This is a genomic window from Acidovorax sp. LjRoot74, from assembly GCF_964254355.1.
Taxonomy (GTDB): Bacteria; Pseudomonadota; Gammaproteobacteria; order Burkholderiales; family Burkholderiaceae_C; genus Acidovorax.
Genome location: NZ_CAXUTI020000001.1, coordinates 4,971,509 through 4,983,432, shown reverse-complemented (window position 1 = coordinate 4,983,432; position 11,924 = coordinate 4,971,509). Strand labels below are relative to the sequence as shown.

Genomic DNA, 11,924 nt, shown 5'->3' with positions numbered 1-11,924 from the left:
ATAGCTACAAACGCTTGATGGACACGCGCAGGCAGCCATTTTTAATGGCAAAACCTGGCGTTGATCAGAATCCCAGGCTGGCCAGCAGGTCGTCCACCTGCGACTGGTCGGTGACCACGTCGGGGGTGTTCTCCGGGTCCACCACCGGGCCTTGCAGGTGAACGGGCTTGGCCTCAGCCGCAGGCACCTGGGCGGTGGGCGGTGCGGTCTGGATAAGCAACTGCACCAGCTGCTCTTCGATGGTGGCCGCCAGGTTCACCACACGCGCAATCACCTGGCCGGTGAGGTCGTGGAAGTCCTGCGCCATCATGATCTCGGTGAGGTGCGTGTCGGCTTCCTTGGTCACACGCTCCACGTCGGTCAGGAAGTTGAAAATTTCACCCTTGGCCACGGCAGCCACCGGGTCGGCGACCAGCGAGCCGACGACCCGCCGCGTCTCGGCGGCGATGAAGTCGTGCTGGGCCTTGGCCTGTTCCACGCGACTGAGCACTTTTTCGGCTGCTTCGCCGGTCAGGCGGGCGATGTAGGACAGGCGGCTCTGCGCATCTGGCAGTTGGCCCATCGAACCGCGCAGCTTGTCGGCGTAGCCGAGCTCGTTGAGCGAATCGTGCAGCTGGCGGGTCAGCAGGCCAATCTTGTGGTGTACATCGGCAGGCGGCTGGCTGTGGTCCGGTGTGGCATCCATGATGTCATAACCCCATCTTCTTCAGAATCAAGGTCACCTTTTCTTCGAGGGTTGCCTTGGTAAAGGGCTTGACGATGTAGCCTGCGGCACCCCCTTGGGCGGCGGCAACGATGTCTTCCTTGCGGGCCTCGGCGGTCACCATCAGCACGGGCAGGTGTTTGAGTTTGTCGTCCTTCTTGATCTCGGCCAGCAACTGGAACCCGTTCATGTTGGGCATGTTGATGTCGGTCACCACGAAGTCGAACTTGCCGTTGCGCAGCTTGTTCAGGGCTGCCACGCCATCCTCGGCCTCGTCGGCATCGGCAAATCCGCTTTCTTTGAGCAGGTTGCGCACGATGCGTCGCATGGTGGAGAAGTCGTCAACGATCAGAAAACGAAGGGCTGTGGTCACTTGGGACCCTTTCGGTCGAGAATTACTGTAGGCATTGTCATGGGTGGCAGGTTAGGTGACAAGTCGTAACTGTTACCTGCGTGGGGGGGGATTTTCCCGCTTTTCATTCAGCAGTTCTGTCGAAGTGATTTCGGGGATCCCTTTGCCCATGAGACGTTCTTCGGCTTCGCGGGTCAACACCGTGATGGTGATGCGCCGGTTGGCGGGTGCGCGCGGGTTGTTTGGCTCCAGCAGGTCGCTGGCCGCCAAGCCCACCACACGGCCCAGTTTAGCGTCTGGCATGCCGGCCGAGACCAGTTCGCGCCGCGTGGCGTTGGCGCGGTCGGCCGACAGCTCCCAGTTGCTGTAGCCGCGCTCGCTGTTGCCATAGGGCACGGCATCGGTGTGGCCCGCCAGGCTGATGCGGTTTTCCACGCCCCCAAGCGCAGAGCCGATCTCGCGCAGGATGTCGCGCATGTAGGGTTTTACCAACGCACTGCCGCTGTCAAACATGGGGCGGTTCTGGTCGTCGATGATCTGGATCTGCAGGCCGTCGGGGGTGATGTCGATGCGGATCTGCGACTTGTATTCATTCAGGCGCGGGTTTTCGGTGATGAGCGCGTCGATCTTGGCTTCCAGGGCCTTGATGCGGTCCAGGTCCTGCTTGGCGCGCTCGGCCCGCGCAGCGTCGATGCTCATGCGGCGCTGCTTGGCCTCTTCCATCTCGGCGCGCCGCACCTGTCCGTGCACTTTGGCCAGGTCGTTGCCGCCGCCCGGAATCACGCTGGAGCTGTTGCCCGAGCCGTCCCCACCGGTCATCGCCACCTTGAGCGGCGACGCGAAATACGCCGCAATCCCCTGCAGCTCGCCCTTGGCCGTGGAGCCCAGCAGCCACATCAGCAGGAAGAACGCCATCATGGCCGTCACGAAGTCGGCATACGCGATCTTCCAGGCGCCGCCGTGCACGGCGTGGCCGCCTTTCTTGACGCGCTTGATGATGATGGGCTGTAGTTTCTTTTCTGCCATGGCGCTCAGGGATCAGGTGGGGTGTTCGCTGCTCCTGGTGAGGGACGGGGTTGCAGTGGTTATCTGTTCTGGTGACTACTTCTTCCCCTTCACATGCCCCTCCAGCTCGGTGAAGCTGGGGCGGACATCAGAGAAGAGTACCTTGCGGCCGAATTCGATGGCTGTGGCTGGGTTGTAGCCCTGCATGCTGGCCAGCAGGGTGGACTTGATGCACTGCAGTTCCTTGGCGGCGTCTTCTGTCTTTTGTTCGACCAGGCCGCCCAGGGGCTCCACCACACCGTAGGCCAGCAGAATCCCAAGAAAGGTGCCCACCAGCGCCGAGCCGATCATGCCGCCCAGCACGGAAGGCGGCTGGCCCACCGAGCCCATGGTGTTCACCACCCCCAGCACGGCGGCCACGATCCCGAAGGCGGGCAGGGCGCCGGCCAGCCGGGCCAGCGCGGCCACAGGGGCATGGGCCTCCTGGTGGTGGGTATCGATTTCGCTGTCCATCAGCGCCTCGATCTCGTGGGAGTTCAGGTTGCCCGACACCATCATGCGCAGGTAGTCGGTGGTGAACTCGATCACATGGTGGTCGCTGCCCACCGTGGGGTATTTCTTGAAGATTTCGGACTCGTGGGGCGCCTCGACATCTTTTTCGATCGCCATCAGCCCTTCCTTGCGGGCCTTCTGCAGGATGTCATAGAGCATGGCCATCAGCTCCATGTAGCGCGCCTTGGTGTATTTGGACCCCTTGAGCGCCATCGGCAGCGCGGCCATGGTGGCCTTGATCACCTTGGGCTGGTTGTTCACCACAAACGCGCCCAGGGCGCCACCCAGGATGGTGATGATCTCGAAGGGCAGGGCCTTGAGGATCACGCTGATGTTCCCGCCGTGCACGATGTACACGCCGAAGATGCAGCCGAGACAGACGACGTAACCAATGATGACGAACATGCTTTAGACGTGTTGGGCGGCTTCGCAGCGAGGGCGGTCACAGCCGTGGTGTCAGGGCTGCCCGCCAAGGGTTTACCGAAGGTTACTGCAAATGTATCGGATTGCTGAGCACGAAATGCCGCAAGAGAACTGCCAAAACGGGGCTTCTTGGCGGAATGGCGCGGGCGCTGTCTCCGGTCGGGGATAAGCGCCGCACACCACCAGAATCTGCATAAAAAAGGCCGTTTGCGCCTGATGGTCAACAAATTGTTGCTATATAAAGAGTAGCAATATGGCGCCTGAGAAGGCCCCTGGCCCCGTGGTGCTGCCGGGACCACCCCGGCCAATCCCTGCATTTGGCCCGTTTTTCCGCAGCCACAACACCTTTTGGCGGTGCAGGGGCTGCACTATGCTGAGGGCATGAAAGCCGTACTGCTCGCGGGGGGCCTGGGCACCCGCATCTCGGAAGAGTCGCACCTGCGTCCCAAGCCCATGATCGAGATCGGTGGGCGGCCCATCCTGTGGCACATCATGAAGATGTATGCCGCCCATGGCGTCAACGACTTCATCATCTGCCTGGGCTACAAGGGCTATGTCATCAAGGAATACTTCGCCAACTACTTCCTGCACATGTCGGACGTGACCTTTGACATGGCCAACAACCGCATGGAAGTGCACCACCGCCACGCCGAGCCCTGGCGCGTGACGCTGGTGGACACGGGCGAAAGCACCATGACCGGAGGGCGCCTGCGCCGGGTGCAGGAGTACCTGCCGAACGACGAACCCTTCTGCTTTACCTATGGCGACGGCGTGGCCGATCTCGATATGACCGCGCAGTTCGCTTTCCACCGCGCCCACGGCCGGCAGGCCACGGTGACGGCGGTGCTGCCCCCGGGCCGCTATGGCGCCCTGATGCGCGATGGCGAGACCGTGGCCGGGTTCGAGGAAAAGCCCCGTGGCGATGGCGGCTGGATCAACGGCGGCTTCTTTGTGCTGCAGCCCGAGGTGATAGACCTCATCGATGGCGATGCCACCAGCTGGGAGCTGGAGCCCATGGCCCGCCTGGCCAGCAGCGGCCAGTTGCGCGCGTTTGAGCACACCGGCTTCTGGCAGCCCATGGACACGCTGCGCGAGAAAAACCAGCTCGAAGACCTGTGGCAATCGGGCCGTGCGCCCTGGAAATGCTGGTGACCACGATGCGCCCTGATTCCGACTTCTGGCGCGGCAAGCGCGTGTTGCTTACCGGCCACACCGGATTCAAGGGCGCGTGGCTCGCCCTGTGGCTGCAGCGCCTGGGCGCCCAGGTCACCGGTGTGGCGCTGCCGCCCGCCACCGGGCCCAATCTGTTCACCCTGGCCCAGTTGGGCCAGGCGGGCGCGGGCATCGAGAGCCATTTTTGCGACATCCGCAGCCCCCAGGCCCTGGCCATGCGCGTGCGCGCCGCCCGGCCCGAGGTGGTGCTGCACCTGGCCGCGCAGGCGCTGGTGCGGCCCGGCTACGCGGCGCCTCTCGACACCTTTGCCACCAACGTCATGGGCACTGCCCATGTGCTCGATGCGCTGCGCGGCCTGCCCGAGGCGCGTGTGGCGCTGGTGGTGACCACCGACAAGGTCTACCGCAACCGCGAATGGGCCTACCCCTACCGCGAAGACGACCCGCTGGGCGGGCACGACCCTTACAGCGCCAGCAAGGCCGCCGCTGAACTGGTCACAGCAAGCTACCGCGATGCCTTCCTGGCTGCGCAGGGCGTGGCCGTGGCCACCGCCCGCGCAGGCAATGTGATTGGCGGTGGCGACTGGGCGCAAGACCGCCTGCTGCCCGACGCCGTGCGCGCCTGGGAAAAGGGCGAGACCCTGCACATCCGCCGCCCCCAGGCCACGCGCCCCTGGCAGCATGTGCTGGAGCCGCTGGCCGCTTACCTGCGCCTGGCCCAGCACCTGTGGGAATCGCCCGCGCTGGCCGGTGCCTACAACTTCGGCCCGCTCCCGCACGAGGCGACCACGGTCAAAAACGTCATTGAATTGGCCTCTGCCGCCTATCCATCAAGCGCTACCAGCTATGAAAATAATAGCGAAGGCCCGCACGAAGCCGGCTGGCTGGCGCTGGAAACCGCCCACGCCCGCCAGGTGCTGGGCGTGGCCCCCCACTGGTCGCTGAACACCGCCGTGGCCCGCACCATGAACTGGTACCGCCAGCAACATGGCGGCGCCGATGCCCGCGCGCTGTGTCTGGCCGACATCGACGCTTGGGAGGCCCGCCCATGAGCCGCCTCGCCCTGGCGCCCTTGCCCCTGGCGGGGCTTTTTCGTGTGCAACGCCAGCCGCTGGTGGACGAGCGCGGCTTTTTTGCGCGCCTGTTCTGCGCCGATGAACTGGCGGGCGCGGGCTGGATGGGCGCTATCGCCCAGATCAACCAGAGCTACACCGCATTGAAAGGCACGGTGCGCGGCATGCACTACCAAAAGCCGCCGCACGCCGAGATGAAGCTGGTGAGCTGCCTGCGCGGCGAGGTCTGGGACGTGGCCGTGGACCTGCGCCAGGGCTCCCCTACCTTTTTGCACTGGCACGCCGAGCACCTCTCAGCCGATAACGGCAACGCACTGCTCATCCCGCCCGGGTTTGCGCACGGCTTTCAGGCGCTGAGCGACCATGCCGAGCTGCTGTATTGCCACTCGGCCGCCTACGCGCCCGCCGCCGAGGCCGGGCTGCACCCGGCCGATCCGCGTTTGGCCATTGCCTGGCCGCTGCCGCTGGGCCCGATCTCGCCGCGCGACGCTGGCCAGCGTGCGCTGACCGAAGAATTCGAAGGAGTGCGCCTGTGAAGTGCCGACACTGCGGCAGCCCGCTGCAACTCACGTTCCTGGACCTGGGCAGCGCGCCCCCGTCCAACGCCTACCTGGCCGAGGCCGCGCTGCGCGCGCCCGAGACCTGGTTCCCGCTGCGCGTCTTGGTCTGCGAAACCTGCTGGCTGGTGCAGACCGAAGACCACGCGGGGCGCGAGGCGCTGTTCACTGACGACTACGCGTACTTCAGCTCGTTTTCGTCGTCCTGGCTCGCCCATGCCCAGGCCTATGTCGAGGCGATGCGCGAACGCCTGGGCCTGACCGCCGCCAGCCGCGTGGTCGAGGTCGCGTCCAACGACGGCTACCTGCTGCAGTACGTGCAGGCCGCCGGCATCCCCTGCTATGGCGTGGAGCCCACCGCCAGCACCGCAGCGGCGGCCCGCGCCAAGGGCATTGAGGTGGTGGAGCGCTTCTTTGGCGTGGCCCTGGCCGACGAGCTGGCAGCCGCCGACCGCCAGGCCGACCTGATCGCCGCCAACAACGTGCTGGCCCATGTGCCCGACATCAACGACTTTGTCGGCGGCTTCGCGCGGCTGCTCAAGCCCCACGGCGTGGCCACCTTCGAGTTTCCGCACCTGCTCCGCATGGTGCAGGGTTGCCAGTTCGACACGGCGTACCACGAACACTATTCCTATCTGTCGCTCACCGCCGTGCAGCGCATCTTTGCGGCCAACGGCCTGGTCGTGATCGACGTGCAGGAGCTGCCCACCCACGGCGGCAGCCTGCGCGTGTTGGCCGCCCGCGCCGATGCGGTGGGCCACCCGCAGGCCAGCGCCGGGGGCGCCGCGCGCGTGGAGCAACTGCTGGCCACCGAGGCGGCGGCGGGCATGCTGGGGGCTGGTTTTTACAGCGATTTTCAGGCCCAGGCCATACGGGTCAAGCGCGAGCTGCTCACCTTTTTATTGCAATGCCAGGCCGACGGCACCACCGTGGGCGCCTACGGCGCGGCCGCCAAGGGCAACACCCTGCTCAACTTTGCGGGCGTGCGGCCCGACCTGCTGCCCTATGTGGTGGACAAGAACCCGGCCAAACAAGGCCAGTACCTGCCCGGCAGCCGCATCCCGGTGGTGAGCGAGGCGCGCCTGCGCGCCCACCAGCCCCAGCGCATCCTGATCCTGCCGTGGAACCTGCGGCACGAAGTCAGCGCCCAGCTCAGCGACATCCGTGATTGGGGAGGGCGGTTCGTCACCGCTGTTCCCCGTCTGGATGTCTGGTAGCCGCCCCCCTGTCGCCACCCCAATTTCCATCAGACACCCACGAAGGAGACCACCATGATCCCAATGTTCAAACCCTTGATCGAGCAGGAAGAAATCGATGCCAGCCGCGAATCGCTGGAGCTGGGCTGGCTCGGCATGGGCAGCTACGTGTCCGGCTTTGAAAAGAAGGTGAAGGAGATCCTGCAGGCGCCCGACAGGCATGTGGCGGCGGTCAGCACCGGCACGGCGGGCCTGCACATCGCGCTGCTGCTGGCGGGCGTGGGGCCGGGCGACGAGGTGATCGTATCGGCCTTCAACTGCTCGGCCGACTACCAGGCCATCACTTGGGTGGGGGCCGACATCGTGTTCTGCGACTGCGCTGACGATACGCTGGAGTTGGATCTTGCCAAGGCCGAGTCCCTGGTGGGGCCGCGCACCAAGGCCATCATCGTGATGGACTACGACTGCATCATCAGCGACCACGACGCCATTGCCGCCTTTGCCGAGCGCCACAAGCTGCGCGTGATTCACGACGCCGCGCACTCGTTTGGCTCCAGCTACAAGGGGCGGATGGTGGGCAGCTTCTCGGACATCTGCGTGTTCAGCCACGACCCGGTCAAGACCGTGACCTGCCTGGACGGCGGCACTATCGTTGTGCGCACCGAAGAGGAGCTGCGCCGCGTGCACGAGCTGCGCCTGCTGGGCATGCAGCAGCCCGCCGAGGTGATGTACCAGAACAAGCGCGCCTGGACTTTCGATGTGGAGCGCGTGGGCTTTCGCTACCACATGCTCAATATGCACGCTGCCATTGGCCTCGCGCAGCTGGGCAAGCTGGATGTGATCAAGTCGAGCCGCCAGGCGGCATCGCGCAGATACAACGAGAAGCTGCAGGGCATTGCCCAGGTTCGCACGCCTCCCACGGACTTTGCGGACGTCAACCCGTTCCTGTACTACATCCGGGTGCCCGCAGAGCACCGTGATGCGCTGCGCGACTTTCTGAAGGCCAACGGCGTGGACACGGGCATCCACTGGCAGCCAGGGCACTGGTTCTCGCTGTGGAAGGACTGCCGGGCCGGAGACCTGTCCGTGACCGATGAGGTGGGCAAAGGCATTCTTTCGCTGCCGTTGCACTCGCGCATGCCGCTGGAAAACGTGGACACCGTGGCCGAGCAGGTGCGCCGCTACTTTGCCCAGGTGTGAAGAGGTTGCCATGACTTCGCCAACGCCTGGACAGCAGCTTCTGGCTGCCATCAAGCAGACGGCCCGTGCGGGCGAGACCGGGCTGGTGCTGCCCGTGGGGCAGCCGCTCGCGGCGGTGGTCCGGCCGATCGCCACCGTTCCCGGCCACATTGATGCCGTCGATGCGCAACTGCTCACCGACTGGCGCAATCGCCATGTCAAATCCTTCCTGACCGAATTTGTCTCGACCCCTGAGCGCACTGCCGCCTGGCTGGCAGGCGCGGTGCACCAGAACCCGGGCAAGATGCTGTTCATGGTGGAAACGCTGGACGGCGAGCGCGTGGGGCACGTGGGGCTTGGCTTTATCGACTGGCAGCGCGGCTATGGCGAGGCGGATGCCATCGTCAGCGGCGGGGCTTCCCCTCCGGGGGTGATGAAGGCGTCGTTGCTGGTGCTGATGCGCTGGGCGCGCGACGCGCTCGGGCTGCAGACGCTGGCCGTGCGGGTGCGGTCAGACAACCCGGCGGTCGAGTTCTACCGCAAGGTGGGCTTCCAGGAATACCAGCGGGTGCCGATTGTGGCCAGCACCGTCCCTGGCGGGGTGGACTGGACGGAGGACCCGCAGGCCGTCGATGCACCGGCCAGCCTGGTGTACATGCAATTGCATCTGCCCCAGGCCTGAGCTGGCCGAGGGCGCTGGGGAGGAGAGGAGGCTCTGCATGGAAATCTTGCGAATGGACCGTGCGCAGCTGGTGCGCTACGTGGCGCAGCAGCTACACCACACGCTGCCTGACGACTTTGACCCCCGTGCGGACATCGACGCACACCTGGACGAAGCCCTGGCTCGCCTGCACGGATGCATCAATGCCGTGCGGCCCTGGCGGCAAGATTGCTTTGACCCGCTGCATTCCACGCAGTACTGCAGCTTTCTCTACTTTCTGGCCAACACCATCTGGCGCCGCACGGCCAGCACCGACACACCCACGCGCCTGTTTTTGCTGAACAAGGCCTTGAACGGCATCGATCTCTTCTACGAAATCGAGATGCCGCCGGTGTTTTTCATCGGACATTCCGTCGGCATCGTCTTCGCCAAGGCCACCTATGGCAACTTTCTGGTGATCTACCAGAATTCCACCGTCGGCAAGAACCATGGGGTGGCCCCGGTGCTGGGAGAGGGGGTCATCATGTACCCGGGCACGGCCATCATCGGGCGGTGCCAGGTGGGCGATGGCACGGTGCTGGCGCAGGGGGCCAGCCTGGTCAATACGGACTCACCGGGGCATTGCACCGTGTACCGTGGCGACGCTGGCCGGGCGGTCTTCAAGCCCACCCGGCACAACGCCCTGCACGACATCTTCCGTCTCTGACTCTCTGACTTTCTGACCTTTGCGTCAGGCGCCTTCAAGGCCCATTCCCATGGCCTGCGTTGCATATTGAAGGTAGGTGACCGCGAACTCGGTGTGCCCATGCGCGTGCTCCACTTCGGCAAGGCATGCCAGGGCCACGGGATCGTGTGGCACGGCGTTGAGCACTTTCTCTGCCAGCTCGGTCACTGCCACCCAGTGGCGGTCTGTGATCCGGGGGGCGGATTCGCCCGTCGGCCGGGGCGGTGCGGCCGACCGTGCTTTTTCCACCAGGTTCTGCAGGCTTTGGTGCGCCGCTTGCAGGCTGACCCGCTGGCCGGGTTTCAAGCCGACGCCCGGGACCGGGGGCTGTTCCCACTCTGGCGGGAACTGGGATATCCATTCCTGGAGGGCCTGCTCTTGCGCCTGCGGGTCAGAGGGATGCTCCGCCTGCGCCAGCCACTTCAGCCACATGACCCGCAGGCCTTCGCCAAAGTGCCTGCAGTAAAGGTCTTCACGCATGAGCGCCGAGTTCTCCACCTCGCTGCGCAGGCTCAGCCGGAGCGCATTGAGCGCCTGGGCATCCGCTGCCAGGCCCGAGGCGATGCGCACATAGTCGTCAGGCCCTTCTGCCAGCCACTCAGTGCGCCCCAGGTAGTTGAGCATGCCCACGCCCATGCGGCTCTTGAAACTATCGCCCATCATGGAAACGATGGGCACGGCCATCCACAGCACATCGAAGGTGGTGGTGCCGCCGGTCAGTGGGAATGGGTCCAGCGCGATATCGATGCGGTGGTAGGTCAGGTACTGGTTGTCCTGGTTGAGCGGCACCAGCTCCAGCCGCGAAGGCGGGAGTCCCAGACCCTCGCACCGATCGCGGTAGGCCTGTGCAAACTCGGGTTTGTCGAAGTTTTTCCCCTCGATCAGCAGGCGCGAATGGGGCACGGCGTCCAGAACCCGCCCCCACAGCGCCAGCACCTCATCGGTCAGTTTGCCCAGGTTGTTGCAGGAGCCGAAGGTAATGAACCCGTTGTCCATCACCGGCGAGGGGCGCACCTGGTAGCGGGGCTGGTAACGCCACAGAGGGTTGCGGCTCATGGGCCGGTAACAGGCAAACAGCGTGGGCAGTCGGTACAGCTGCTCTGTGTATTGGTCGTCGGCGTTGGGGGGGTCGGTGATTTCGTCCGTGAACTTGTAGTCCACGGCTTGCAGGCCAGTCGTTGCCGGGAAGCCCAGCCAGGACACCTGCAGCGGCGCAGCCTTGTGCGCGAGGATGAGCAGGCCGTTGTTGCCCGTGTGGCCCGCCAAGTCCACCAGAATGTCGATGTTCTGGGCGCGGATGGCCTCTGCCTGTTCCTGGGGGCTGAAGCCGGACAGGCGTACGAAGTGGTCAACATGGCACTCCACCCGATCGGTGACATGGTCGCCTTTGGGGAACAGGTAGAAGGCATACACCTCGAACTGCCGCCGGTCCAGCTGCGCCAGCAGCCCCTCGACCGAGTACATGACGGCATGCATGCGGAAGTCGGGTGACAGAAACCCGATCTTCAAGCGGCGCCAGGGGGCGCCGCGGTGGCCCTCAAAGCTGGGCCAATCGGGGCGCAGCGGGGGCTCAAACACGTTGCCAAACTGACGGGCGGCCTCCGACAGCTGCGTCGCGCTTACCTGCGGGTCCGCCAGCATGAACAGCAGCCTGTTGGTGTAGTTGCCAGGGTCGCTCGGGTTGAGTGCGATAGCCCGTTCGCAATCCTGCACCGCCTCGCGCACCTGGCCCAGCTCTCGGCGGTGAATGGCGCTTTGCATCAACGCACCGACCGTCAGTGGCACGGAGTCAGACAGCGCGAGTGCCTTTTGGCTGGCCTCAAATCCCTTGCTGTGCAAGTTGATCAGATAGCAACACTCGGCCAGCTTGATCCAGGTGACGGCCTGCTCGGGGCGCAGTTCGCAGACTTTCTCAAGGTGCGGAAGCGCGTCGTAGTTGCGTGCTTGCTCAATCAAGACATTGGCGTAGTTGATGAGCAGCTCGGCATCTCCGGGCCAGTACACATAGGCTTGCCGGTAGGCCTTGAGGGCCTCGTCGAATGCACGCTGCTTGTGGAGCGAGAAGCCCAACAGCCGGTGTGCACCGAGGTGGCGGCCATTTTTGCGCAGAATTTGGCGGCACAGCCGCGTCAGCAAAGGCCAGTCTGCGGCGGTGAGTGCCGCATGGAGGCGGGGATCGTCCTGGGCGGTGTGTTTGGATTGCACGTGACTGCCGATCTACAAGCTAAGGAGCGGGGGCGCTGCACAGTGTGCCATGTGAAAAAGGGGCCCGGTGGGGCCCCTTTTGTTGCGTTGCTGGCCCACTGCGCAGCATGCGGGCCGGGTC

At 64.8% G+C, this 11,924-nt stretch carries 12 protein-coding genes; 7 read left to right on the top strand and 5 right to left on the bottom strand.

The features are described from left to right. Positions 1 to 64: 64 nt before the first annotated feature. The 4 genes from ACSQ3O_RS23650 to motA all read right to left on the bottom strand — a co-directional run bounded on the left by ACSQ3O_RS23650 (position 65) and on the right by motA (position 3,017). Positions 65 to 685 (bottom strand): protein phosphatase CheZ, encoded by a 621-nt coding sequence (locus ACSQ3O_RS23650; RefSeq protein ID WP_137747654.1) that lies wholly within the window; start codon positions 683 to 685, stop codon positions 65 to 67. Positions 686 to 689: 4 nt separating this feature from the next. Beyond that, entirely contained in the window at positions 690 to 1,076 is a 387-nt protein-coding gene (cheY, locus tag ACSQ3O_RS23645) for a chemotaxis response regulator CheY (protein ID WP_137747655.1), read from the bottom strand. Positions 1,077 to 1,148: 72 nt separating this feature from the next. Continuing rightward, the gene (gene motB / locus ACSQ3O_RS23640) at positions 1,149 to 2,081 is read right to left on the bottom strand and encodes a flagellar motor protein MotB (RefSeq protein ID WP_137747656.1); all 933 of its coding nucleotides are present in this window, start codon (positions 2,079 to 2,081) and stop codon (positions 1,149 to 1,151) included. Between the two features lie 75 nt (positions 2,082 to 2,156). Next, a complete protein-coding gene (gene motA, locus ACSQ3O_RS23635; protein WP_137747657.1) occupies positions 2,157 to 3,017 on the bottom strand; it encodes a flagellar motor stator protein MotA in 861 nt (286 codons plus the stop codon). Positions 3,018 to 3,416: 399 nt separating this feature from the next. Here motA and rfbF point away from each other — a divergent pair, with 399 nt between their 5' ends. The 7 genes from rfbF to ACSQ3O_RS23600 are packed head-to-tail and all read left to right on the top strand — an operon-like array spanning position 3,417 to position 9,580. Further along, positions 3,417 to 4,187 (top strand): glucose-1-phosphate cytidylyltransferase, encoded by a 771-nt coding sequence (gene rfbF, locus ACSQ3O_RS23630; protein WP_137747658.1) that lies wholly within the window; start codon positions 3,417 to 3,419, stop codon positions 4,185 to 4,187. 5 nt (positions 4,188 to 4,192) lie between these two features. Continuing rightward, on the top strand, positions 4,193 to 5,260 hold the full coding sequence (rfbG, locus tag ACSQ3O_RS23625) for a CDP-glucose 4,6-dehydratase (RefSeq protein WP_436141168.1): 1,068 nt from the start codon (positions 4,193 to 4,195) through the stop codon (positions 5,258 to 5,260). Beyond that, on the top strand, positions 5,257 to 5,817 hold the full coding sequence (locus ACSQ3O_RS23620) for a dTDP-4-dehydrorhamnose 3,5-epimerase family protein (RefSeq protein WP_436140668.1): 561 nt from the start codon (positions 5,257 to 5,259) through the stop codon (positions 5,815 to 5,817). Before rfbG ends, ACSQ3O_RS23620 begins: the two co-directional genes overlap by 4 nt. Next, positions 5,814 to 7,055 carry a class I SAM-dependent methyltransferase gene (locus ACSQ3O_RS23615; protein WP_436140667.1) on the top strand — a complete coding sequence of 414 codons (1,242 nt, stop codon included), beginning with the start codon at positions 5,814 to 5,816 and terminating at the stop codon, positions 7,053 to 7,055. The genes ACSQ3O_RS23620 and ACSQ3O_RS23615 overlap by 4 nt, the downstream gene beginning before the upstream one ends. Before the next feature lie 54 nt (positions 7,056 to 7,109). Next, entirely contained in the window at positions 7,110 to 8,234 is a 1,125-nt protein-coding gene (locus tag ACSQ3O_RS23610; protein WP_137747661.1) for a DegT/DnrJ/EryC1/StrS family aminotransferase, read from the top strand. Between the two features lie 10 nt (positions 8,235 to 8,244). Next, positions 8,245 to 8,895, top strand: a complete 651-nt coding sequence (locus tag ACSQ3O_RS23605) for a GNAT family N-acetyltransferase (protein WP_137747662.1) — start codon at positions 8,245 to 8,247, stop codon at positions 8,893 to 8,895. Between the two features lie 37 nt (positions 8,896 to 8,932). Further along, on the top strand, positions 8,933 to 9,580 hold the full coding sequence (locus ACSQ3O_RS23600) for a hypothetical protein (RefSeq protein WP_137747663.1): 648 nt from the start codon (positions 8,933 to 8,935) through the stop codon (positions 9,578 to 9,580). Positions 9,581 to 9,604: 24 nt separating this feature from the next. Here the strand turns inward: ACSQ3O_RS23600 and ACSQ3O_RS23595 are convergent, their stop codons facing one another. Further along, positions 9,605 to 11,803, bottom strand: coding sequence for an O-linked N-acetylglucosamine transferase family protein (locus tag ACSQ3O_RS23595; RefSeq protein WP_137747664.1), 2,199 nt, complete (start codon positions 11,801 to 11,803; stop codon positions 9,605 to 9,607). Between the last annotated feature and the right edge of the window lie 121 nt (positions 11,804 to 11,924).

What these genes read in the sequence shown, in the direction of transcription:
- ACSQ3O_RS23600 (WP_137747663.1), top strand. Translation starts at nt 8,933, where the DNA reads ATGGAAATCTTGCGAATGGACCGTGCGCAGCTGGTGCGCTACGTGGCG.
- ACSQ3O_RS23605 (WP_137747662.1), top strand. Translation starts at nt 8,245, where the DNA reads ATGACTTCGCCAACGCCTGGACAGCAGCTTCTGGCTGCCATCAAGCAG.
- ACSQ3O_RS23650 (WP_137747654.1), bottom strand. Translation starts at nt 685, where the DNA reads ATGGATGCCACACCGGACCACAGCCAGCCGCCTGCCGATGTACACCAC.
- ACSQ3O_RS23610 (WP_137747661.1), top strand. Translation starts at nt 7,110, where the DNA reads ATGATCCCAATGTTCAAACCCTTGATCGAGCAGGAAGAAATCGATGCC.
- motB (WP_137747656.1), bottom strand. Translation starts at nt 2,081, where the DNA reads ATGGCAGAAAAGAAACTACAGCCCATCATCATCAAGCGCGTCAAGAAA.
- motA (WP_137747657.1), bottom strand. Translation starts at nt 3,017, where the DNA reads ATGTTCGTCATCATTGGTTACGTCGTCTGTCTCGGCTGCATCTTCGGC.
- rfbF (WP_137747658.1), top strand. Translation starts at nt 3,417, where the DNA reads ATGAAAGCCGTACTGCTCGCGGGGGGCCTGGGCACCCGCATCTCGGAA.
- rfbG (WP_436141168.1), top strand. Translation starts at nt 4,193, where the DNA reads ATGCGCCCTGATTCCGACTTCTGGCGCGGCAAGCGCGTGTTGCTTACC.
- ACSQ3O_RS23620 (WP_436140668.1), top strand. Translation starts at nt 5,257, where the DNA reads ATGAGCCGCCTCGCCCTGGCGCCCTTGCCCCTGGCGGGGCTTTTTCGT.